Source organism: Paenibacillus sp. FSL M7-0420, assembly GCF_038002345.1.
In the GTDB taxonomy this organism is placed as follows: domain Bacteria; phylum Bacillota; class Bacilli; order Paenibacillales; family Paenibacillaceae; genus Paenibacillus_AQ.
This window is the reverse complement of sequence record NZ_JBBOCJ010000001.1, coordinates 4,140,265-4,161,943: the sequence shown is the minus strand read 5'-3', so window position 1 is coordinate 4,161,943 and position 21,679 is coordinate 4,140,265. Positions and strand designations below refer to the sequence as shown.

General features: G+C 51.0%; 26 protein-coding genes. All 26 read left to right on the top strand.

The features are described 5' to 3' along the window. The first annotated feature begins 18 nt into the window (after positions 1–18). Positions 19–1,377 carry an FADH(2)-oxidizing methylenetetrahydrofolate--tRNA-(uracil(54)-C(5))-methyltransferase TrmFO gene (trmFO, locus tag MKX51_RS17705; protein WP_340993292.1) on the top strand — a complete coding sequence of 453 codons (1,359 nt, stop codon included), beginning with the start codon at positions 19–21 and terminating at the stop codon, positions 1,375–1,377. A gap of 70 nt (positions 1,378–1,447) precedes the next feature. Then, positions 1,448–1,990, top strand: a complete 543-nt coding sequence (hslV, locus tag MKX51_RS17700) for an ATP-dependent protease subunit HslV (RefSeq protein ID WP_036724650.1) — start codon at positions 1,448–1,450, stop codon at positions 1,988–1,990. A 33-nt stretch (positions 1,991–2,023) separates the two neighbouring features. Next, positions 2,024–3,424, top strand: a complete 1,401-nt coding sequence (hslU, locus tag MKX51_RS17695) for an ATP-dependent protease ATPase subunit HslU (protein ID WP_036724651.1) — start codon at positions 2,024–2,026, stop codon at positions 3,422–3,424. A 376-nt stretch (positions 3,425–3,800) separates the two neighbouring features. Beyond that, positions 3,801–4,208 carry a flagellar basal body rod protein FlgB gene (flgB, locus tag MKX51_RS17690; RefSeq protein ID WP_036724652.1) on the top strand — a complete coding sequence of 136 codons (408 nt, stop codon included), beginning with the start codon at positions 3,801–3,803 and terminating at the stop codon, positions 4,206–4,208. 6 nt (positions 4,209–4,214) lie between these two features. Next, complete coding sequence (gene flgC / locus MKX51_RS17685; RefSeq protein WP_036692480.1) at positions 4,215–4,661, top strand: flagellar basal body rod protein FlgC; 447 nt, start codon at positions 4,215–4,217, stop codon at positions 4,659–4,661. 29 nt (positions 4,662–4,690) lie between these two features. Then, positions 4,691–4,999, top strand: coding sequence for a flagellar hook-basal body complex protein FliE (fliE, locus tag MKX51_RS17680; protein ID WP_036724654.1), 309 nt, complete (start codon positions 4,691–4,693; stop codon positions 4,997–4,999). A gap of 34 nt (positions 5,000–5,033) precedes the next feature. Next, entirely contained in the window at positions 5,034–6,623 is a 1,590-nt protein-coding gene (fliF, locus tag MKX51_RS17675) for a flagellar basal-body MS-ring/collar protein FliF (RefSeq protein WP_339310157.1), read from the top strand. Positions 6,624–6,627: 4 nt separating this feature from the next. Beyond that, positions 6,628–7,644 (top strand): flagellar motor switch protein FliG, encoded by a 1,017-nt coding sequence (fliG, locus tag MKX51_RS17670; RefSeq protein ID WP_036692485.1) that lies wholly within the window; start codon positions 6,628–6,630, stop codon positions 7,642–7,644. Continuing rightward, on the top strand, positions 7,637–8,485 hold the full coding sequence (locus tag MKX51_RS17665) for a FliH/SctL family protein (RefSeq protein ID WP_339310156.1): 849 nt from the start codon (positions 7,637–7,639) through the stop codon (positions 8,483–8,485). Before fliG ends, MKX51_RS17665 begins: the two co-directional genes overlap by 8 nt. Then, on the top strand, positions 8,478–9,791 hold the full coding sequence (gene fliI, locus MKX51_RS17660) for a flagellar protein export ATPase FliI (RefSeq protein ID WP_036692488.1): 1,314 nt from the start codon (positions 8,478–8,480) through the stop codon (positions 9,789–9,791). Before MKX51_RS17665 ends, fliI begins: the two co-directional genes overlap by 8 nt. A 6-nt stretch (positions 9,792–9,797) precedes the next feature. Continuing rightward, positions 9,798–10,241: a flagellar export protein FliJ gene (gene fliJ, locus MKX51_RS17655; protein WP_340993291.1), complete on the top strand. Its 444-nt coding sequence runs from the start codon at positions 9,798–9,800 to the stop codon at positions 10,239–10,241. 18 nt (positions 10,242–10,259) lie between these two features. Next, a complete protein-coding gene (locus tag MKX51_RS17650) occupies positions 10,260–11,207 on the top strand; it encodes a MotE family protein (RefSeq protein ID WP_339310153.1) in 948 nt (315 codons plus the stop codon). A gap of 22 nt (positions 11,208–11,229) precedes the next feature. Continuing rightward, positions 11,230–12,702 (top strand): flagellar hook-length control protein FliK, encoded by a 1,473-nt coding sequence (locus MKX51_RS17645; protein WP_339310152.1) that lies wholly within the window; start codon positions 11,230–11,232, stop codon positions 12,700–12,702. Positions 12,703–12,729: 27 nt separating this feature from the next. Continuing rightward, positions 12,730–13,293 (top strand): flagellar hook capping FlgD N-terminal domain-containing protein, encoded by a 564-nt coding sequence (locus tag MKX51_RS17640; RefSeq protein WP_340993290.1) that lies wholly within the window; start codon positions 12,730–12,732, stop codon positions 13,291–13,293. Then, positions 13,290–13,673, top strand: coding sequence for a TIGR02530 family flagellar biosynthesis protein (locus MKX51_RS17635; protein WP_076158282.1), 384 nt, complete (start codon positions 13,290–13,292; stop codon positions 13,671–13,673). The genes MKX51_RS17640 and MKX51_RS17635 overlap by 4 nt, the downstream gene beginning before the upstream one ends. 123 nt (positions 13,674–13,796) lie before the next feature. After that, the gene (flgG, locus tag MKX51_RS17630) at positions 13,797–14,615 is read left to right on the top strand and encodes a flagellar basal body rod protein FlgG (RefSeq protein WP_340993289.1); all 819 of its coding nucleotides are present in this window, start codon (positions 13,797–13,799) and stop codon (positions 14,613–14,615) included. Positions 14,616–14,727: 112 nt separating this feature from the next. Further along, positions 14,728–14,952, top strand: a complete 225-nt coding sequence (locus MKX51_RS17625; protein ID WP_036724671.1) for a flagellar FlbD family protein — start codon at positions 14,728–14,730, stop codon at positions 14,950–14,952. Continuing rightward, entirely contained in the window at positions 14,949–15,416 is a 468-nt protein-coding gene (locus MKX51_RS17620; RefSeq protein ID WP_076078616.1) for a flagellar basal body-associated FliL family protein, read from the top strand. The genes MKX51_RS17625 and MKX51_RS17620 overlap by 4 nt, the downstream gene beginning before the upstream one ends. Before the next feature lie 39 nt (positions 15,417–15,455). Further along, entirely contained in the window at positions 15,456–16,454 is a 999-nt protein-coding gene (gene fliM / locus MKX51_RS17615; protein WP_036692509.1) for a flagellar motor switch protein FliM, read from the top strand. Continuing rightward, positions 16,444–17,778, top strand: a complete 1,335-nt coding sequence (gene fliY, locus MKX51_RS17610) for a flagellar motor switch phosphatase FliY (RefSeq protein ID WP_340940082.1) — start codon at positions 16,444–16,446, stop codon at positions 17,776–17,778. Before fliM ends, fliY begins: the two co-directional genes overlap by 11 nt. 26 nt (positions 17,779–17,804) lie before the next feature. Beyond that, entirely contained in the window at positions 17,805–18,170 is a 366-nt protein-coding gene (locus MKX51_RS17605) for a response regulator (RefSeq protein ID WP_036692515.1), read from the top strand. Between the two features lie 9 nt (positions 18,171–18,179). Further along, complete coding sequence (locus tag MKX51_RS17600; protein WP_339310149.1) at positions 18,180–18,710, top strand: flagellar biosynthetic protein FliO; 531 nt, start codon at positions 18,180–18,182, stop codon at positions 18,708–18,710. After that, positions 18,707–19,471 (top strand): flagellar type III secretion system pore protein FliP, encoded by a 765-nt coding sequence (gene fliP, locus MKX51_RS17595; protein ID WP_339310147.1) that lies wholly within the window; start codon positions 18,707–18,709, stop codon positions 19,469–19,471. The genes MKX51_RS17600 and fliP overlap by 4 nt, the downstream gene beginning before the upstream one ends. A 22-nt stretch (positions 19,472–19,493) precedes the next feature. Next, the gene (gene fliQ / locus MKX51_RS17590; protein WP_036692523.1) at positions 19,494–19,763 is read left to right on the top strand and encodes a flagellar biosynthesis protein FliQ; all 270 of its coding nucleotides are present in this window, start codon (positions 19,494–19,496) and stop codon (positions 19,761–19,763) included. A 4-nt stretch (positions 19,764–19,767) separates the two neighbouring features. After that, positions 19,768–20,559, top strand: a complete 792-nt coding sequence (gene fliR, locus MKX51_RS17585) for a flagellar biosynthetic protein FliR (RefSeq protein ID WP_339310146.1) — start codon at positions 19,768–19,770, stop codon at positions 20,557–20,559. Positions 20,560–20,581: 22 nt separating this feature from the next. Further along, positions 20,582–21,676 carry a flagellar biosynthesis protein FlhB gene (gene flhB, locus MKX51_RS17580; RefSeq protein WP_339310144.1) on the top strand — a complete coding sequence of 365 codons (1,095 nt, stop codon included), beginning with the start codon at positions 20,582–20,584 and terminating at the stop codon, positions 21,674–21,676. Positions 21,677–21,679: the final 3 nt, after the last annotated feature.

The window sequence follows — 21,679 nt, the reverse complement described above, 5'->3', positions numbered from 1 at the left end:
CTACAGGAGGAACGGAAATTGACAGAAAAAGCACAAGTAACCGTTATCGGAGCAGGTCTGGCCGGAAGTGAAGCTGCCTGGCAGATCGCTTCGCGCGGTGTTCCGGTCAGATTGTATGAGATGCGTCCTGTCGTGAAGACACCGGCGCATCATACAGATCAGTTCGCCGAGCTGGTCTGCAGCAACTCATTGCGGGCGAATGGCCTCGGAAATGCAGTGGGTGTACTAAAAGAAGAAATGCGGCGCCTGGGCTCCCTGGTACTGGGTGCAGCCGACAGGCATGCCGTTCCGGCGGGAGGCGCTCTTGCTGTTGACCGGGACGGATTCTCCGGTGAAATCACGTCCATGCTGCATAACCACCCTCTGGTGGAAGTCATAAACGAGGAACTTACGCATATACCGGAGGAAGGGATTGTTGTTATTGCCACCGGGCCGCTGACTTCACCCTCCCTGTCCTCGGAGATCAAGGGACTGCTTGGCGAAGAGTATTTTTATTTCTATGATGCAGCGGCTCCGATTGTAGAGAAAGACAGCATCGATATGAGCAAGGTCTATCTGGCCTCCCGCTATGATAAAGGCGAAGCCGCCTATCTGAACTGTCCGATGACGGAAGAGGAATTCGATATTTTTTATGATGCGCTGATCTCGGCTGAGACGGCTGCACTCAAAGATTTTGAGAAAGAGATTTACTTTGAAGGCTGTATGCCGATTGAAATTATGATGAGACGCGGCAAGCAGACGGCACTGTTCGGCCCTATGAAGCCTGTAGGACTGATGAATCCTCATACAGGCAAGCTGCCTTACGCGGTTGTGCAACTTCGTCAGGATAATGCTGCCGGTACGCTGTATAATCTGGTTGGCTTCCAGACCCATCTGAAGTGGGGAGAGCAAAAACGCGTATTCTCACTCATTCCGGGCCTGGAGCAAGCGGAATATGTGCGTTATGGGGTCATGCACCGCAATACCTTCATTAATTCCCCCAAGCTGCTGCAGCCCACTTACCAGATGAAGGGCCGGGAGAGACTGTATTTTGCCGGCCAGATGACCGGGGTGGAAGGGTATGTAGAATCTGCGGCTTCCGGTATGATCGCCGGTATGAACGCAGCGAGAGCAGCGCTTGGCGAAGAGAGCCTGATCTTCCCCGAGGATACGGTGCTGGGCAGCATGCCCGCCTATATTACTTCGGCAGATCCTGAACACTTCCAGCCGATGAATGCCAATTTTGGTCTGCTGCCGAAGCTTGAGACGCGGTTCCGCAGCAAAAAAGAGAAGAATGAACGTCTGGCTTACCGGGCGCTCGACAGCCTTGCTGCTTATGCTGCAGCCCATGAATTGAAGTATGCTGAGCCGGAGCCGGTGGATGCTGATCCGGCATAAGCGGATAGTTCTGCACAACCGGCACAATAGGTTCAGACCTGCATTACCTAATCTGAGGAGGGTGCCCATCATGTTACCCAGCTTTCATGCAACTACGATTTGTGCGGTAAGACATAACGGCCATGCGGCGATTGCCGGTGACGGCCAGGTTACATTCGGAGAGAGTGTCATTATGAAGACGACGGCCAAGAAGGTCCGCCGCCTGTACAGAGGTCAGGTCATTGCCGGGTTCGCAGGCTCCGTTGCTGATGCGATTACGCTGTTCGAGAAGTTCGAGGGGAAGCTTGAGGAGCACCATGGCAATCTGCAGCGGGCAGCGGTGGAGCTGGCCAAGGATTGGCGCCAGGACCGCATTCTGCGCAAGCTGGAAGCGCTCATGATTGTAATGGATAAGGAAGGCATGCTGCTGATCTCCGGCAATGGTGAAATTATCGAGCCGGATGATGATGTACTGGCGATCGGCTCCGGCGGTAACTTTGCGCTGGCTTCCGGGCGGGCGCTCAAGCGCCATGCCTCCCATCTGGGTGCCGGTGACATTGCCAGAGAAGCGCTGCAAATTGCCTCCGAGATCTGTGTATATACCAATTCCAATATTATTGTCGAAGAGTTATAGGCAAGGTGCCATATATAAAGGGAGGAAGTCACAATGGTGAATCAATCGCTTACGCCACGCCAGATCGTAACAGAGCTTGACAAATATATCGTAGGTCAAAAGCAGGCCAAGAAATCAGTGGCCGTTGCCCTCCGCAACCGGTATCGGCGCAGTCTGTTGTCCGAGGAGCTGCGGGATGAGGTTGTGCCAAAGAATATCCTGATGATCGGCCCTACCGGTGTAGGTAAAACAGAGATCGCCCGGCGTCTGGCTAAGCTTGTTAATGCCCCGTTTATCAAAGTCGAAGCGACCAAATTTACGGAAGTCGGCTACGTGGGGCGTGATGTGGAGTCGATGGTCCGTGATCTGGTAGAGACTTCTATCCGTATGGTGAAGCTGGAGCGCACCGAAAAGGTGAAGGACCGTGCAGAAGAGCTGGCGAATGACCGGATTGTGGCCATTCTGGTCCCTTCCTCCTCAAAGGGGAAATCGCAGCGCAATCCGTTTGAGATGATTTTTGGCGGGAACAACGGCGGGGCGGAAGAATCCAAGGAAGAGCCGGAGGACGGAAGCCTGAGCGAACGCCGCAGAGGGATCAAGTTCAAGCTGCTCGCCGGCCAGTTAGAGGATGACGTCATTGAGATTGATGTCGAGGACACGACGCCTTCGATGATGGATATGTTCGCCGGGCAGGGCAATGACCAGATGGGTATGAACATGCAGGAGATGTTCGGGAACCTGCTGCCGAAGCGTACGAAGAAGCGCAAGCTGCCGATCCGTGAAGCCCGCAAGGTGCTGATTCAGGATGAAGCGGCCAAGCTGATTGACACGGACGACATGATTCAGGAGTCGGTAGCACGCGCAGAGCAATCCGGGATTATTTTCATCGACGAGATCGACAAGGTGGCCAGCCAGGGCAAGGGCTCCGGTCCCGATGTATCCCGCGAAGGCGTGCAGCGCGATATTCTGCCCATCGTCGAGGGGTCGACAGTCATGACCAAATACGGGCCTGTGAAGACAGACTACGTGCTGTTCATCGCCGCAGGCGCTTTTCATATTGCCAAGCCTTCAGATCTGATCCCTGAGCTTCAGGGGCGCTTCCCGATCCGTGTAGAGCTGAGCAGTCTGACACTTGAGGACTTTGTATCTATTCTTACGGAACCTGAGAACGCACTTACGAAACAATATGTGCATTTACTGCAGACGGAGAACATTGAAATCCAGTTCCAGAAGGAAGCCATTCAGGAAATTGCCAAGATCGCGGCCTCCGTGAATCAGAATATGGAGAACATCGGGGCACGGCGTCTTCATACGATCCTGGAAAAGCTGCTGGAGGATCTATCGTTCGAGGCGCCTGAGCTGACGCTCGACACAATGGTCATCACTCCGGAGTATGTTCGCGAAAAACTGGCAGGAATCGCGCAGGACCGCGACTTAAGCCAATATATTCTGTGAGAAGGCAGAGCTATAAAATCATTAATATAGGTAATTCGAATTATGGTTATACAAATTTGATTCTAAATTCATGCATAAAAAGTTAAATAATTCTATAATAAAACATAAAATGTAATATAAAAGGAAAATAATTGTAAAAACATGCTTTAAGCCCTCTCTTTTCAGAAAAGATAGGGCTTATTTCTTATTGTAATAATATACAAATTCTAAGAGAATCAATGTATGTGAGATTGACATAAGAATCATTCATCGACATGGTTCGACTTTAAGACGAATATGTTGTGAAAAAAATGACTTTATTTGTCGAAAATAAGCAGGGATTTGAACAAAGTTGTGGAATTCTTTTCATTATGATAGGTTTGGAAGGGGGATTACTATGGGTTTGCTGAACAGTGTCAGTTTTCAAAGATTACAAGGAGGCCTAGATGCCGCCACCAAACGACAAAGTGTTCTGGCTAATAATGTAGCAAATAATGATACACCAAATTTTAAACGTTCAGATGTCAGCTTTGAGAGCTTCCTGAGAGATCAGGAGAGCGGACTTAAAGCCACGCTGGGTGCGAAAGTATCAGACTCCCGTCATTTCCGCTTCGGGACAGTGACCGGTATGCCGGCCGCTGTGGTCAGTACCGATGAGACTACATCTATGAATAACAACGGCAACAATGTGGATATGGATCGTGAACAGGCACTGAGCGCCGAGAACCAGCTGAGATACAACTCCTATGTTGAACAGCTGAACAGTCAGATCACAATGATGCGTACAGTTGTACAGGGAGGGTAATGAATAATGAACTTTGGCAGCAGCTTTGGTATTAGCGCCTCGGCTTTAACCGCCCAGCGACTGCGGATGGATGTGATCTCCTCCAATATCGCCAACGCCGAGACCACAAGAGCCTCCGTGGTGGACGGCAAAGCCGTACCTTACCGCCGTAAGCTCACAGTTCTGGAAACTACCCAGGCTGACAGCTTCGCGAATATACTGGGCTCCAAGATGAGCGGCGGCAATGATGGCGTCAAGGTGAAATCGATTATCGAGGATTCTTCTCCGCTCAAGCCGGTGTATAATCCGAGCCATCCTGATGCGGACGCTGACGGTTATGTCTATATGCCGAATGTGGATGTGACCAAGGAAATGGTAGACATGCTGTCTGCCTCCCGTTCTTACGAAGCGAATGTTACGATGCTGAATGCATCCAAATCCATGGTGACCAAGGCGCTTGAAATCGGCCGGTAGAATGAATTGACTGTCTAGGGGGAGAAGAATTGATACAGAATTTATTGATCGGGAACCAGGCGGTTCAGCCGCTGGCTATGAAATCCGTAGCTGCAGAATCCTCAGCCGTGCAAGAGCCGGGACAGAGCTTCGGTTCATATCTGGAGAATGCGCTTAACCAGGTAGCAGATCAGGAACAGCAGGCGAAAGACATGAGTAACAAATTTGTACTGGGAGAGGTCAACATTGATGAGGCTATGATTTCGTCCCAACAGGCATTGCTGAGTTTGCAGCTGACTACACAAGTCCGGAACAAAGTGATTGAAGCCTATCAGGAAATTATGAGAACTCAAATCTAAATAATCCTAGCTACGTTTCGGATGGGGTGACACTGTGAATGAAAGATTGGCCCAGTACCGGGAGAAGATAACCCAGTATTGGAACAGATTCAGCGGTAAACAGAAGATATTATTTTTCTCCACTCTGTTTATTATCATTATAATAATCGTAGTTACGACCATGCAGTTATCGAAGGTGGAATACGAGGTTGCCTTTCAGGACCTGGACAGTACCGATTCAGCGGGAGTTATGAGTTATTTGGATACATCAGGGGTGTCTTACCGTTTAAGCCCGGATGGTAAAAGTATCTCAGTTCCCAGTACGGACGCTGCACGCATCAAGATAGCTGTTGGTTCTCAGGGAATCGTTCAGCAAGGCTCAATCGGGTACAAGGTATTCAATGAATCCTCGTCCATGATCGGTACTACAGACAGTGAATTCAATGTTAAATACAACAATGCGCTTAATGGTGAAGTTGAACAGCTGATGAGAAGGATGCAGGGGATTAAAGACGCCAAGGTTCTCATTACTCTGCCGAAGGAGACGGTATTCGCCTCACAGGAGGATCAGGAGAAAGCACAGGCTTCTGTGGTGATGAGCTTTGATCCGGGATTCAGACCTTCCCAGGAGAATATTGACGGCTACTTCAATCTCGTGAAGACCGCTGTCCCGAATCTTCCCATCGACAACATTACAATCACCAACAACGAGGTGGAGCTGAAACCGACGGCCAAGGGCGGCCAGGCGGGGATCTCCAGCCAGGTTGAAGAGAACTTCGCACTCAAGAAAAAATTCGAAGATGATGTGAAGCGAGATGTGAAGCAATTCCTGAGTACTCTCACAGGTCCCGATAAGGTCGATGTCCTGGTGTTCTCCAAGCTTAATTTCGATAAGGAGAACAGAAAGGAAGATGTCGTAGTACCGGTGGATGCTGAGAATATGAAGGGGATTGAGATCAGCTCGCAGATTATCAGCAAAACATTCTCGGGCCAAGGGAACACTTCCGGAGGAGTCGCAGGTACAGGGTCTGAAGATGTTGCAGGTTATCCTGCGGGGGCTGACACAGGTGCCTCTTCTTCTGAGGAATCATCGGAGACAAGGAACTATGAAGTTACTAGAATCACTAAAGATATTATCGCAAGTCCATATACTGTAAAAGATTTAACCATAAATGTCGCGGTTGAACCACCTGCAGGACAAACAACTTTGGATGAGGCTACTTCAGGAGCGATACAGAACATTCTGGTCAACATTGTCCGCGCGTCCCTGGCAGATTCAGGTATCACTTATACAGACGCAGACCTGACCAAAAAAGTTTCGGTATTCTCGCAACAATTTGGAGGTGCCACTGCCGAGAACGCATCCGGCGGACTGGCAACCTGGATGATCTGGGCCATCGGTGCGGCTGCTCTGCTGGTCGGTGCAGGCGGAGGCTATCTGATCTACCGCAGCCGCAAGAACAAGCAGGAGGAAGAGGTCGAAGAAGATATTCCGCTGCAGGTTCCTACCGAGTTCCCTTCAATTAATATGGATAGCGTGACGAATGAAAGTCAGGTCCGCAAGCAGCTGGAAAGTCTGGCGAAGAAGAAGCCGGATGAATTCGTGAATCTGCTCCGCACCTGGCTTGCTGAAGAACAGAGGTGAAGAGATGGCAAAAGCTAGCCAGCAGGGACTCAGCGGCCGTCAAAAGGCGGCGATCCTGCTTATCACACTAGGGCCTGAAGTATCGGCACAAATATTTAAGCATCTGCGGGATGAGGAGATCGAACAGCTGACGCTGGAAATTGCGAATGTACGCAAGGTGGACAGCGGGGAAAAAGAGTCGATTATGTCCGAATTCCATCAGATCTGCCTCGCACAGGAATATATCTCGCAGGGCGGTATCAATTACGCCAAAGAGATTCTGGAGAAAGCTCTCGGCTCGGCCAAGGCGCTCGAAGTCATCAACCGCCTGACGGCAACGCTGCAGGTAAGACCTTTCGATTTTGCCCGTAAGGCTGATCCGAACCAGATTCTCAACTTCATCCAGAACGAGAATGTACAGACTATTGCGCTTGTACTCTCTTATCTGCAATTTGAACAGGCGGCCTCCATTCTGTCTTCCCTGCCTCAGGAGAAGCAGGCGGAGGTGGCCAGAAGAATAGCGATTATGGACAGCACCTCTCCAGAGGTGGTCACCCAAATCGAACGTGTGCTGGAACAGAAGCTGTCTGCTACAGTCACCCAGGATTATACGAATGCAGGCGGTATCGAATCGATTGTACAGATTTTGAACGGCGTAGACCGCGGTACAGAGCGGACCATTCTGGATTCCCTGGAAATTCAGGACCCGGAGCTGGCCGAGGAAATCAAGAAGCGTATGTTCGTCTTCGAGGATATCGTCAATGTCGACAACCGCTCGATTCAGCGGATTATCAAGGATATCGACAACGCGGACTTGCAGCTTGCGCTCAAGGTGGCCAGCGAGGAAGTGCGGGATGTGATCTTCCGCAATATGTCCAAGCGTATGGCCGAGACCTTCCGCGAGGAAATGGAATACATGGGACCTGTGCGGCTGCGTGATGTGGAAGAAGCACAGACCCGCATCGTAGGCACGATCCGCAGACTCGAAGAGTCTGGTGAAATTATCATCGCCCGTGGCGGAGGAGATGACATTATTGTCTAAGCTGATCAAGCATTCTCAATATATTCCGGTAGATGTGCTGAAGCGTCTTGAACAGGCCAGGCATCATGCAGGTCTGACTGAAGAGCCGGCTCCTGAAGAGCCTCCGGGTGAAGTACACTACCAGGACCCCGCGAGAGAGGCAGCGGAGCAGTCACGCAAGCAAATGCTGAAGGATGCTCAGGAGTTCGCGGAGAGTCAAGTCCGCAGCGCCTCCGAGGAAGCGGAGAATATTGTGGAATCAGCACGGACGGAAGCTGAAGAATGGTGGCGCGAGCGTAGAGAACAAGATGAGCTGCTGATCGAAGCCGTCAAATCCGAGGGCTATCAGCAAGGGTACCAGGAAGGTCTGGCTCAAGCAGAGCAGGAGATGTCCCGGCGTCTCGCCGAGATGATGGAAGAAGCGCGGACCGTGCTTCAGGAAGCCTACCGGGCAAGAGATGTAATTATTCAGGAGGCGGAACCGTTTCTTGTAGAGCTAAGCTGCGATATTGCTGAGAAAATCGTGGACAAGCAGCTGACCGTTGAACCGCAATTTGCGATGGATCTGATCCGTAAGAATCTGGCCCGCAAACGCGAGCAGGGGCTGATCTCACTCTGTGTGTCTCCTGCACAGTTTGCTTTTGTCAATGCGGCCCGCGAAGAACTCTCGCTTGCTGTGGACTCTCAGGCTGAACTGCAGATCCTCCCGGATTCAACAGTCAGAGATCTGGGATGTGTGATCCGGTCTTCCTTCGGCAGTATCGATGCCCGGGTTGATACCCAGCTTGCCGAAATTAAAAAAGAGCTGCTAAGAATCGCTCTGGACTCGGAAGAACACGGAAATGGGGACGACGATGCTTGACAGCAGAAGATACAAAGATCAGCTGCGTAACTTCGATCCGGTAAGGATTAACGGTAAAGTTACACAGGTTATCGGGCTGATGGTGGAGTCGGAAGGGCCTGACGCCAGCATCGGTGATGTGTGCTATATCTATCCTGCCAAAGGAAGTAAGCCGCTTCAGGCAGAGGTTGTGGGGTTCCGTGATAACAAGGTGCTGTTAATGCCGCTTGGCGAACTGCAGGCCATCGGGCCAGGCTGTGATGTGGTGGGCACCGGCAAGCCGCTGAGCGTTCAAGTCGGCTCGGAGCTGCTCGGGAAGGTTCTCGACGGTCTGGGTCAGCCGCTGGACGGTTCGCTCATACCGGCCAGAATGCCGCATAGCTCCACCTTCAATATTCCGTCCAATCCGCTTAACCGCCCGCGGGTCGCCGAGCCGATCAGCATTGGAGTCCGGGCTATCGATGGACTTTTGACGATCGGCAAGGGGCAGCGTGTGGGGATTTTTGCCGGCTCGGGTGTTGGAAAGAGTACCTTAATGGGGATGATTGCCCGCAACACCTCGGCAGATGTCAATGTGATTGCGCTGATCGGTGAACGGGGCAGAGAGGTGCTTGATTTCATTGAGCGTGATCTGGGACCTGAAGGCCTTCAGCGTTCGGTAGTCATTGTGGCTACTTCCGATCAGCCTGCGCTGATCCGGATCAAGGGGGCGCTGATCGCTACTACGATTGCCGAGTACTTCCGTGACCGTGGTCTGAATGTCATGCTCATGATGGACTCGGTAACGCGTTATGCGATGGCGCAGCGCGAGGTGGGACTGGCTGTCGGTGAGCCGCCTGCGATGAGAGGGTACACACCTTCTGTGTTCGCCAGTCTGCCTAAGCTGCTGGAACGGGCCGGGACGGGTCCTACAGGCTCAATCACCGCGTTCTACACGGTGCTGGTTGACGGTGACGATATGAACGAGCCGATAGCAGACGCTGTACGCGGTATTTTGGACGGACATATTGTTCTGAACCGGAATATAGCCAACAAAGGACATTTTCCGGCGATCGATGTTCTCGCAAGCATCAGCCGGGTGATGAAGGATATCGCCCCGGAGGAGCAGATTGCAGCAGCCGAGAATGTGAAGCGCCTGATGGCGGTGTATAAGGATTCCGAGGATCTGATTAACATCGGAGCCTACCAGAGGGGCTCCAACGCGCAAATCGATGAGTCGATGCATTACATCGACAGTATCTGGGATTTCACCAAGCAAAAAGTGAACGAGAAGGTAACCCTTAGCGAAGTGCAGCAGACTTTAATTTCACAGTTCTCGAGGAGTTGATTGATCATGAGATTCCATTATACTTTTCAAAAAGTGGTGGACTTGAAGGGTAACGAAAAAACACAGGCAGAGTGGATGCTCTCAAGCGCGCTCGGAGAACTGCAGGCACAGGAAAAAAGCCTTGATGAATTAATCGGCCAGCGCAGCACGCTGATGTTGTCCCTGCAAAGTGCAGCACAGCAGAAGACACCGATGGCTAAGCTTCGCGAAATGCAGGATTACGTAGATTATCTCGACAAGTGCATTACCCGCAAGCATTCCGATATCAGCCGGGCACATGTTGAGGTTCAGAATAAGCAGGATCACCTGAGTACTAAGGTTCTGGATGAGAAGGTATGGCTTAAGGCCAAAGACAAAGCACAAACCGCATTTCTGCAGAATATGAGTTTACGGGAACAAAACGAACTGGATGAGATGGCTACCGTCCGCTTCGCGATGAAATCCCTCTAACCCGGGAGGTTTCCGCCAGTGGCAAATAATCAGATGGAATTTGAAGATGAAGGGTCGGCAGGCAAATTAGAGCGTTTTTTGTTCTTGATGATTCCAATCATTTTCACGCTTGTACTGCTTGGCGTACTGCTCACCCTATTTAATATGGATATCCGTAACAACGTGCTGGCGATTGCCAACAAAATTCCTGTTATAGAGAAATGGGTGCCTGATCCGCCGCCGGACCCGGCAGCGCCGGGTGAAGCCGCAGAGAATCCGCCGGCTGAGAGCAAGGAGCAAGCCGCCAGCTCCGCGAGCACGATCAAAGAACTCAAAGCACAGCTTACCGCCCAGGAGGAGAAGCTGAAGAAGGCTGAGGAAGACAAGGCAGCGGAGACCACCAAGGCCGAAGCGCTTCAAAAGCAGGTTGAAGAGTTAAAGACTGCCGCTGAAACGGCCGCAGCCACCGAGGAAGAGGAAGATCCTTATCTGAAGAAAGTGACAGATCTGGCCAAACTCTACGCCGGCATGAAGGCCTCCAAAGCGGCACCGATTATGGAAAATTTGACTACCGATGAGATGGTTCAAATCTTCAGTGTCATGAGTAATGCAAGCAAAACGGCCATCCTGGAAAAAATGGATGCCAAAAAAGCGGCAGATGTCTCTATAAAGCTAAAAGAAACCACAAATTCAACCGATATGGCTATTGCAGCCCTGCAATCCCGGCTGAAGCAAGAGGCGGGTACCGCTACTCCCAAGCCTTCAGCTAATCTGGATCAGGAGAAGCTAGGCCAGACCTTTACCAGCATGCCCGCTGCGGATGCGGCAGTGCTGCTTGGCTCCATGTACAGCCTTAGTCCGGATAAGGTCATCACGGTGCTGAATACGGTCAGTGATTCGGTCCGCTCCTCGATTCTGGGGGAGATGACCAAGAAAGACAGCAAACAGACAGCCAAAATTGTCAACCGTCTGATGGGCGGGAAATAACCTTTGAAGGGAGGTGAAAAAGATGAGTATTATTCTACAAACCTTAACCGCAGGCAATCTGGCTGCATCCGGCGGCACAACGCAGGGAACAACCGGAACGGTTAATCCGGCGACGCCATTTGCCCAGACGCTTGTGCAGAGCATGGTGGGAGTTACCGCTGTCAAAGGCACTGAGACTCCTGCAGCCGGTAATTTGGCTTCATTATTGCAGGGACTCCTGAGTGCTGTTCAGGCTAAGGGAGAAGAGACAGGCAGCGCAGATGTCAAGCAAACGAATCTGCTGGAAGGTCTTGTGCAGGATATTGAGAAGCTGGACACCAGCCTTGCGGCTGATCCGGCGCTGATTGCAGCGCTTCAAGGCTGGCTGCTTCAAGTATCTGCTTTTGTGTCCGGCAATCCCTCTACAGGTTCACAGGATGCCTCGGCTACTGCTGCTGATACATCCATCAGCTTGTCGCCGCTTGCCAAGAACCCTGAAACCCTGCGCTTTGCCGTTCAAGATGAACTGAACAGCCTGCTTCAGCAGGTTCAGACGGCAGCTGTCAGCGGGGATCAGGAGACTGCTGCCAAAGGAGCGGCGCTGCTGAATCAATTCTCGGCTATTATGGCGGAGAGTGCGCCTGTTAATCACAAGTCCATGGCTAACAAGGCTCCAGCAGTTGTGGATGCTCCAGCGGTGTCGCTTAAGCAGGCAACGGAAAGCGAGCCCAAGGTGGAAATGTATAGCAAAGCAGATTTGGCAACGGATGTCCGTAGGTTGTTAGGGGCTTCAGCTAGCACTCGTTCCATGTTGGATGCAGCAGCAGCCGGTACCGCCGAAGCTGTAATTGCAGATGAGGGCTCCACTCCTGTTCTTGCAGGAATGGCAGCTTCGATGAAGAAGACCGTATCAGCCGAGGAGGCTTTGCCCGCTGGCGAAGCAGCGACCGCAGAGCCGGAGGTTGTAACGGCCGGCCAATTATCCCTGCGGCACGGAATTACTGCACCGCTCAAGGCGGAAGCCGCGCCAGTGCCGGTTCAGCAATTCGCCCAGGAGATGAACACCTTCATCAGCGGCAAGCTTGAGATTGTCAAGAAGGGTGGAGTGGCTGAAGCTACGATTACCTTATTCCCGGAGAATCTGGGACAAGTGGATGTGAAGATTTCCATGCAAAACGGTAATCTGGTGGCACAGTTCATGACCCAGCATGCCGGAACCAAGGATATGCTTGAGCAGCAGATGAGTCAGCTTCGATTGGCCTTGCAGTCCCAGGGACTTCAAGTAGAGCGCCTCGAAGTGACGCAGAACAACAGCTCCCCTCAGTCACAGTGGACCGGAGGTCAGGGTCAGCAGACAGGCGCGGGCGGACAGCAGCAAGGCAGACGTTCACGGGAACGCCAGGAAGAATCGGCAGATGCCGTGCTTGCCGCAGAGCTTAATGGAGAATGGAAAGACTGGGTATCAGCAGCTCAGCAGGACAGTAACCAGAGCGGCGGATTCTCAACCAAGATTTGATCGATAGGATAAGCGAGGTGAAATGATATGGCAACAACTCCCGTGTCTAACAGCAACCAATGGAATTATGTAGCGAATGATAAGACACCCAAGACCACAGGCACCTCTACACTGGGCAAGGATCAGTTCTTGAAAATACTGATTACCCAGCTGCAGAATCAGGACCCGATGCAGCCGATGGAGGATAAGGAATTCATCGCTCAAATGGCTCAGTTCTCATCTGTAGAGCAGCTTATGAACATATCCACCCAGCTTACAGCACTGAATCAGTCCCTTGGCTCTGTGTCAGGATTGATCGGGAAGGATATTACCTGGACGGATGCCGAGACGAAATTGCCGAAATCAGGCAATGTTGAATCGATTGTTGTCAGCAGCGGTGTGCAATATGCAGTGGTAGGCAAGGAGCGGATTGCTCTGACGGATATTACGCAAATTCAGAATGCCGGCACTACACCTGCAGCGGGTAGCGAGACTCCAGCGGGTAGCGAGACTCCAGCCGGTAGCGAGACACCAGCCGGTAGCGAGACACCAGCGGCCAGTGAGACTCCGGCAGCCAGCGAGACTGAAACAAGCGGCGGGGAGACATCATGAGTGACAGAATAACTATCGGACAATTATATCCGGCAGCTGTACATCCTTCCGCCTTGCAGCGTCAGCAATCTGTTAAGGGCTCATCAAGTCCTGAGGCGTCGTTCGAGAGTGTGCTGCAGAAGAATATGCTGAAGTTCAGCAATCATGCAGCGAAGCGTCTGGAGCAGCGGGGAATTGAGCTTGGCAGCCGCCAGTTGGATCAGATCTCCTCTGCGGTAGATAAAGCAGCCGCTAAGGGCAGCAAAGAATCTCTGATTCTTATGAAGGACATGGCATTGATTGTAAGTGTAAAGAACCGGACAGTGGTTACAGCGATGGACGGCAATTCAATGAAAGACAATGTATTCACGCAGATTGACAGTGCGGTAATTATATCTTGACCTCGGCTGGTCCTTACTGGAGAGCCGAATGTGGCTGCCGACCGACTGACGCGGCCACCGCTCCAGCTTCATCTTTCAATTCTTAAGAGTCAGAAGACTCTATAACCGGGAGGACGATTAATAATGTTAAGATCTATGTACTCAGGGGTTTCAGGTATGCGCGGATTCCAAACCAAGCTCGATGTTATTGGTAATAATATTGCGAATGTCAATACTATCGGCTTCAAGTCAGGGCGCGTGATGTTCAAGGATATTATGAGCCAGACTGTCTCCGGGGTTACGGCACCCGGGGAAGAGGGACAAGGCGGGGTCAATGCTAAGCAGATCGGTCTTGGCGTATCCATCGGTTCCGTTGATACTATGCACACAGCTGGTAGTGCGATGACAACGAATAACCCCACAGATCTGCGGATCGACGGAGACGGATTCTTTCTGGTGAAGCTTACGGGTGACCAGGAAGTACCGTTCCTGACCCGTGCAGGAGATTTCCATGTGGACGCCAGCCGCAATCTGATTACATCGGATGGCTTACATGTCGTTGACTCCGGGGGCGCACCCATTCAGATCGGTGACGATGTTACGGCATTCTCCATCTCCAGTGACGGAACAATTGTGCAGACGATGGCGGACGGCACTACTGAATCCGGTGTTCAGATTGGCATGGGTAAAGTCAGCAATCCGCAGGGGCTTGAGAAAATCGGCGGCAACTTGTACCGTATGTCCTTAAATGCAAATGCTGAAGGAGCATTGGAACCGACAACTGCCAATGATCCAGAAGTGGGAACAGGTACTATCGTTGCCGGCCAGCTGGAAATGTCCAATGTGGATCTGACCGGTGAGTTCACAGAAATGATTGTTACCCAGCGTGGATTCCAGGCGAATTCGCGGATTATCACCACTTCCGATGAAGTATTACAGGAAGTAGTTAATCTGAAGCGTTAAGCCTGAACCGTAATATGTAACTTGCTGAATAATAACGTTTTGCCTGCAGCGGAAATGTTATTGCAGTCGTGGGGGAGGAGCTCCTCCCCCTATTTAGGTTAGGAGGCCTGTCATGATTTCGGTAACAAGATTGAACGGGGCGGGGATGTGGCTGAATGCCCTGCTGGTTGAAATGGTTGAAGAATCACCGGACACGTATATTACGCTGGTTACCGGCAAAAGGCTGATCGTGCTTGAGAAGGCCGATGAAGTCATTAGCAAGATCAAGGAATATAACAGGGACATTGGCACACACGCTGCCACCATTAAAGTCCAGTCAATGGAGGAGCTTTCATGAAAAAGATGCTGCCATGGCTCATCACGATATTGCTGGCCGTTACACTTATCGTAGTTGCTGCATTCTTGCTGATGGACAGATTTTTCCCGGGTGACGGGAATGAAGTGAACAAGGCTGTCCAGAACGTGGAGACGAAGAAGATGACTGCTGATGAAATTGTTAAGATGACGGCCGAAATCCAGGATATCAAAACTAATCTCGCCGATCCCGATTACATCCTTTCAGTTGACATCGCGCTTCAATTAGATTCAGCGGCGTCCAAGGAAGAATTCGAAAAGATAAAATCGATTAAAATAACACCGCTGATTATCAAAGCGATTGCCGATGCCAAACCCGAGGAGCTGAATGGGGCCAGCGGCAAAGATCAGTTCAGCAGCAAACTGGTGAACATCATCAACAAAAACCTGACAGAAGGTTCGATTACCCAGATTGAATTCACCAAATTCATAATGGCACCAATGTAGCTGCAGGCGGGTCAATTCTTTGATGGGGGGGTGATTGAATTGGTTGATGTACTATCACAAAACGAAATTGATGCTCTGCTTGCTGCACTTTCATCCGGTGAAATGGATGCCGACGAACTTAAAAAAGAAGAAACTACTAAAAAGATCCGCTCTTATGATTTCAAACGGGCCGTACGCTTCTCCAAAGATCATATCCGCAGCTTAACCCGGATTCATGATAACTTTGCCCGCTACCTTACAACGTACTTTTCGGCCCAATTGCGCACCTTCGTGCAGATCAATGTCGTTCAAGTAGAGCAGCTCCCTTATGACGAGTTTATCCGCTCCATTCCCAAAATGACGATATTGAATATTTTTGAGGCCGAGCCGCTGGAGGGCCGGATGGTGATGGAGGTGCATCCGAATATTGCTTTTGCCATGCTGGACCGTCTGCTTGGCGGCTTCGGAACGGCACCCTCCAAAATCAACGCGTTGACTGAAATCGAAACGACCATTATGGAGAGGATTTTCAGCAGATGCTTTGAAAGTCTGCAGGAAGCCTGGAAGACGGTGCTTGATATCCATCCCCGGATGGAGGCGCTGGAAACGAATCCGCAGTTTATGCAAATTGTATCGCCAAATGAAACGATTGCCCTGATCTCCCTCAGTACCAAAATAGGAGACACAACGGGGATGATCAACCTCTGTATCCCGCACGTTGTGCTGGAGCCGATTATGTCAAGACTCTCGGTGCACCAGTGGTTTGTCTCTGAGAAAAAGGTGCGGGATGAGGTAGAGCTCGAAGCCATCCGGGCAAGAGTGCACCGGGCGCAGCTTCCCATCGTGGCTGAGCTGGGCGAATCGAATTTATCCATTGCTGAATTTCTCGGGCTCAGCATCGGCGACGTGATTTCTCTTAACAAGACGGTGGATTCCGGTCTGTCGATTAAGGTGGGGGACAAGCTGAAATTCATTGGAAGTCCGGGGATGATCAAAGAACGTGTGGCTGTGCAAATAGACGAGATTGTCAGCGAAGGGGTTGAAGAGTTTGACGAGTAAAGATTATTTGTCCCAGGAAGAGATAGATGCTCTTCTTAGACAGTCTGCGGAAGGCAATTTGGCTCCTTCACCGAAGACCGTGGATGATTACTTAACACCTTTTGAACAGGATGCATTGGGAGAGATCGGCAATATCACCTTCGGAAGTGCGGCAACCGCACTCTCCACCTTGCTGGGTAAGAAGGTAGACATTACTACCCCTAAGGTATCCATTATTACACGCGGAGAGTTCGAGGAAGCCTTTCCCAAACCTCATGTAGCTGTTCACGTACAGTATGTTGACGGTTTTCAGGGAATTAATTCTCTGGTGATCAAGATCCGGGATGCACAGGTCATTGCCGACTTGATGCTCGGCGGGGAAGGAGATCCCAAAGACGAGGAACTGAACGAGATTCATATCAGTGCCGTGCAGGAAGCGATGAACCAGATGATGGGCTCGTCCGCTACCTCAATGTCAACGATCTTCAACAGATTCGTCAACATTTCTCCGCCTGGCATTGATATTCTTAACATGTCCAGCGGAGAAGGTGTAGGCAGCCTGCCGGATGATGAGACTCTGATCCAGATTTCCTTCCGCCTCAAGATCGGTGATCTGATTGATTCCACGATCATGCAGCTGCTACCGGTACAATTCGCCAAGGATATGGTGACCATGCTGCTAGGCGATGTCAGCCAGGCTGACCAGGAAGCGGCAGTCTCCTCTGCGGAAGCTACACCGCCTCCGGCTGCGGCAGCCGCACCAGCGCCTGCACCGGAACCCGCGCAGGCGCCGCCTGCAGCTCAGCAGCAGATGCCAGCGCCGGAGGCGGGAGGGTACCCGCCGCAATATCCTCCGCAGGGTCAGGGCATGCCGCCTTATCCGGGAATGCCGGAAGGGGGATATTATTATCCTCCGGCAGGGATGCCGGCGTATGGGATGCAGGGCATGCCGCCTTACGGAATGCCGCCGCAAGGCACGCCCTATCCGCAGGCTCAGCCGCAGAATCCGGCACAGGGCCGTAATGTAAATGTGCAGCCTGTACAATTTGCGAATCTGAGTGCAGGGGCTTTTGGCAATATTGACGAAAATAATTTAAATTTATTAATGGACATACCACTGAAGGTAACCGTAGAATTAGGAAGGACCCAGAAGCAGATCAAAGATATTCTGGAAATGTCGCAAGGTTCAATTATTGAACTGGACAAGCTGGCAGGTGAGCCTGTTGACATTCTGGTTAACAACAAGCTCATTGCCAAGGGGGAAGTCGTAGTTATCGACGAGAACTTCGGTGTCCGCGTTACGGATATCGTCAGCCAGTGGGACCGTATACAAAAATTACAATAAGCATACTTAGGGAGGATTTTGTAAAAATGGCTAACCGAATTCTAATCGTGGACGATGCAGCATTTATGAGAATGATGATCCGGGACATTTTGTCGAAGAACGGATTTGAGGTAGTGGGTGAAGCCCAGGACGGTTCACAGGCTATAGAGAAATTTAAGGAACTGCGCCCGGATCTGATCACGATGGATATCACCATGCCTGAAATGGACGGAATCGCCGCCCTTAAGGAGATCAAAAAAGTAGATGCCAATGCCAAAGTCATTATGTGTTCAGCCATGGGTCAGCAGGCTATGGTTATTGATGCAATCCAGGCCGGTGCCAAGGACTTTATTGTGAAGCCTTTCCAGGCAGACCGTGTCATTGAAGCCATCAATAAAACGCTGGGTATATAGGAACGAGGTATGTTATTTGCTTCCGGAACGCTCGGAGACAGTAGTAATGCCCTGCTGAATTTATTGAAGGTTGTTTTTTTTCTGGCAGTCATTGTTATTCTTATCGTGCTGCTGATCCGTTTTCTGGGACGCCGCAATCAGACTCTGATGAGCGGCCGTTCCATCCGTACGCTGGGTGCGCTGGGGCTGGGTCCGAATAAGTCGGTTCAGGTCATTGAGCTGGGCGGCAGCCTCTATCTGATCGGAGTGGGCGAGGACATCACCATGATGGATAAGATCACCGATCCGGCAGAGGTGGCGCTGATTATATCCGCTTTTGAAGACCAGGCCTCAGGAACGGACAACTTCATGGCACCGCTTATCGCCAAAATCAAGTCCAAGCTGCGCGGTGAGGTGCCGTCCCAGGAAATTGAGATTCATGAGACTTCGTCTTTCTATGAGACGCTGCAATCCAAGCTTGCCCTGGCGCCAGAGCGCAAAGAGAAGCTGGAGGAACTGCGCAGGGATGAGGATCTCAGGAAAGAGTCGGAGGATTTATGAAAAAAAAGCTGATTCTTTCTTTTTTGCTGCTTGGTATTTTCAGTGTGCTGCTCCTGCATCCGGTTCAGGCTGACCCGATTCCTAATATCAATATCTCGGTGGGGGACAACGATGCCCCAAGCGGAGGGACAAGCTCCATCTCCATCCTGCTGCTGGTAACGGTGCTTAGCATTGCTCCTTCATTTCTGGTGCTGATGACCAGCTTCACGCGGATCGTGATCGTACTTGGGTTCGTAAGAACCTCACTTGGTACACAGCAGATGCCTCCGAATCAGGTGCTTGTAGGACTGGCTCTATTCTTAACCCTGTTCATTATGTCGCCGACGCTGGCAACCGTGAACGAGACGGCCTTACAGCCCTATATGAAGGGCACCCTGACCCAGAGCGAAGCACTGAACAAAGCGCAGGAACCGATTAAGGAGTTTATGTTCAAGCAGACGAACACGAAGGACCTGCTGCTGTTCATGAACTATACCGGCAATAACGCTACAGTGAAGCCAGCCAGCTATAATGATATTCCTTTAACAGTAATGGTACCTGCTTTTGCAATCGGCGAGATGAAGAAGGCTTTTACCATGGGCTTTATGATTTTTATTCCTTTTCTTATTATTGATATTGTGGTGTCCAGCACCCTGATGGCCATGGGGATGATGATGCTGCCGCCGGTCATGATATCTTTGCCTTTCAAAATTATGCTCTTTGTGCTGGTGGACGGCTGGTACCTAGTAGTCAAATCACTGCTGCTGAGTTTTAACACCTGACTTGTAAGAGGAGGCACATGGGATGAATGCGGAGTTTATTATCGGTCTGGCCGGCCAAGCCGTATATTTAGTGCTGGAGACCAGCGCCCCCATGCTGATTCTTGGTCTGGTGGTAGGACTGATCGTCAGTATTTTTCAAGCCACGACCCAGATTCAGGAGCAGACCCTGGCGTTTGTTCCCAAAATCGTTGCCGTACTGCTTGCTCTACTGCTGTTCGGTCCGTGGATTATAACGAAGCTGGTGGATTTCACCAGTCAAATTCTGGGCAGTCTCTATATGTATATCGGTTGAGACTATGAATATAGAGACCCTGCTGCAAAGTTTTCCTGTCTTTCTGTTGATTTTTTGTCGAATTACCGCCTTTTTTGTTGTCGTTCCTGTCTTTTCGTCACAAAGCGTGCCGGCAACATTCAAAATCGGTTTGTCTTTTTTTGTGTCCATGGTCATCTTCAGCTCAGGCAGCATGAATATTACGGTTCCGCAGGATCTGGGGTTTATCCTCCTGATTATCAGGGAGGCATTAATCGGGCTGTTGCTTGGGTTTATCGCCTACCTGATGTTTATGACGATTCAGACTGCGGGCTCTTTTATCGATATTCAGATCGGGTTCGGGATTGCGAACGTCATTGACCCGATGACCGGGGCTTCGGCACCGATTATCGGCAACTTCAAGTATATGATTGCACTGCTGCTGTTCCTGAGCATGAATGGCCACCACTACCTGCTGGATGCTATCGTATACAGCTATAAATGGGTGCCGATAGATAATGATCTGTTCCTCAAAATGATCGGCGGAAGCTTGTCGGAGTTTCTGATCCGCACCTTTGCCCAATCCTTTATGCTGGCCTTCCAAATGTCGGCTCCGCTGGTCGCTGCACTGTTCCTGACGGATGTAGGCCTGGCCTTCCTGGCGAGAACGGCTCCGCAATATAATGTGTTTGTCATCGGTGTTCCGCTCAAAATCATTATCGGTCTGGCGCTGCTTCTTATACTGATGCCGGGGCTGGCTGCGCTGTTCCAGAATCTCTTCGAGATTATGTTCGAGTCCATGCACAATCTGCTTGGCCTCATTGGGAAGAGCCCTTAGGCTACGGTAAGGAGAGATTGTCTTGGCAAAACAGGCAAGATACAAACTGAACCTTCAGCTGTTCGGGGGAGATAAGACAGAGAAGGCCACTCCGAAGAAACGGCAGGATGCCCGCAAGAAGGGGCAGGTTGCCAAAAGTGCTGAAATGTCAGGTGCAGTGGTCCTCTTCTCGGCGCTGCTGTCACTGAGTGTCTTCGGCGGCTTCATGAAAGAACGGTTTATCAAGCTGTATACAGATGTATTCCAGAACCGGATGATGCTTGAGGTAACACCGGAGAATATCTCGGCGCTGTTCAACCAGTACGGGCTGCAGATCCTCATTCTGCTCGCTCCGCTGCTGGGCATCACCTTCTTGCTGGCGCTTGTGGCCAACTTCGCACAGGTAGGTTTTATGGCTTCGGGCGAAGGAATTACGCCTAAGTTCAGCAAGATCAACCCCATCAAAGGCTTCAAAAATATTTTTTCCATGCGTTCCGTAGTAGAGTTCCTCAAATCTGTCTTCAAGCTCATCCTGATTGCCTATCTGGTCTACAGTACGCTTTGGGGACAGAAGGAGAGCTTTTCACGTCTCTCGCATGTCGATGCGGAAGGGACATACAGCTTCGTTGCGAAGCTGACCATGAGCCTGGGCATCAAGATTGCAGCGGCTCTTTTTATAATGGCTGTACTGGACTATATCTATCAGAAATACGAGCATGAGAAGAGTCTCAAGATGTCGAAGCAGGACATTAAGGATGAGTACAAAAAGATGGAGGGCGACCCCATCATCAAAGGCAAGATCAGGGAACGTCAGCGCAGAATGGCGATGCAGCGGATGATGCAGGAGGTCCCCAAGGCCGATGTTATCATCACGAACCCGACCCACTTTGCAGTCGCCCTGAAGTATGACGGTTCCACAATGGAGGCTCCTCAGATTATAGCCAAGGGCCAGGATTATGTGGCACTCCGCATCAGGGAGCTGGCCAAGGAGCATGGTGTTGTAACGATGGAGAATAAGCCGCTGGCACGGGCATTGTTCCAGAGAGCGGAGATCGGTGATGTAGTGCCGGCTGATCTGTTCCAGGCAGTTGCCGAAGTGCTGGCCTATGTATACAAGCTTAAAGGCAAGAGGAGATAAGCC

Excerpts from the sequence above, each read along its gene's own strand:
- hslV (WP_036724650.1), top strand. The coding sequence starts at position 1,448 with ATGTTACCCAGCTTTCATGCAACTACGATTTGTGCGGTAAGACATAAC.
- hslU (WP_036724651.1), top strand. The coding sequence starts at position 2,024 with ATGGTGAATCAATCGCTTACGCCACGCCAGATCGTAACAGAGCTTGAC.
- flgB (WP_036724652.1), top strand. The coding sequence starts at position 3,801 with ATGGGTTTGCTGAACAGTGTCAGTTTTCAAAGATTACAAGGAGGCCTA.
- flgC (WP_036692480.1), top strand. The coding sequence starts at position 4,215 with ATGAACTTTGGCAGCAGCTTTGGTATTAGCGCCTCGGCTTTAACCGCC.
- fliG (WP_036692485.1), top strand. The coding sequence starts at position 6,628 with ATGGCAAAAGCTAGCCAGCAGGGACTCAGCGGCCGTCAAAAGGCGGCG.
- fliI (WP_036692488.1), top strand. The coding sequence starts at position 8,478 with ATGCTTGACAGCAGAAGATACAAAGATCAGCTGCGTAACTTCGATCCG.
- fliJ (WP_340993291.1), top strand. The coding sequence starts at position 9,798 with ATGAGATTCCATTATACTTTTCAAAAAGTGGTGGACTTGAAGGGTAAC.
- MKX51_RS17645 (WP_339310152.1), top strand. The coding sequence starts at position 11,230 with ATGAGTATTATTCTACAAACCTTAACCGCAGGCAATCTGGCTGCATCC.
- MKX51_RS17640 (WP_340993290.1), top strand. The coding sequence starts at position 12,730 with ATGGCAACAACTCCCGTGTCTAACAGCAACCAATGGAATTATGTAGCG.
- MKX51_RS17635 (WP_076158282.1), top strand. The coding sequence starts at position 13,290 with ATGAGTGACAGAATAACTATCGGACAATTATATCCGGCAGCTGTACAT.
- flgG (WP_340993289.1), top strand. The coding sequence starts at position 13,797 with ATGTTAAGATCTATGTACTCAGGGGTTTCAGGTATGCGCGGATTCCAA.
- MKX51_RS17625 (WP_036724671.1), top strand. The coding sequence starts at position 14,728 with ATGATTTCGGTAACAAGATTGAACGGGGCGGGGATGTGGCTGAATGCC.
- MKX51_RS17620 (WP_076078616.1), top strand. The coding sequence starts at position 14,949 with ATGAAAAAGATGCTGCCATGGCTCATCACGATATTGCTGGCCGTTACA.
- MKX51_RS17605 (WP_036692515.1), top strand. The coding sequence starts at position 17,805 with ATGGCTAACCGAATTCTAATCGTGGACGATGCAGCATTTATGAGAATG.
- MKX51_RS17600 (WP_339310149.1), top strand. The coding sequence starts at position 18,180 with ATGTTATTTGCTTCCGGAACGCTCGGAGACAGTAGTAATGCCCTGCTG.
- fliP (WP_339310147.1), top strand. The coding sequence starts at position 18,707 with ATGAAAAAAAAGCTGATTCTTTCTTTTTTGCTGCTTGGTATTTTCAGT.
- fliQ (WP_036692523.1), top strand. The coding sequence starts at position 19,494 with ATGAATGCGGAGTTTATTATCGGTCTGGCCGGCCAAGCCGTATATTTA.
- fliR (WP_339310146.1), top strand. The coding sequence starts at position 19,768 with ATGAATATAGAGACCCTGCTGCAAAGTTTTCCTGTCTTTCTGTTGATT.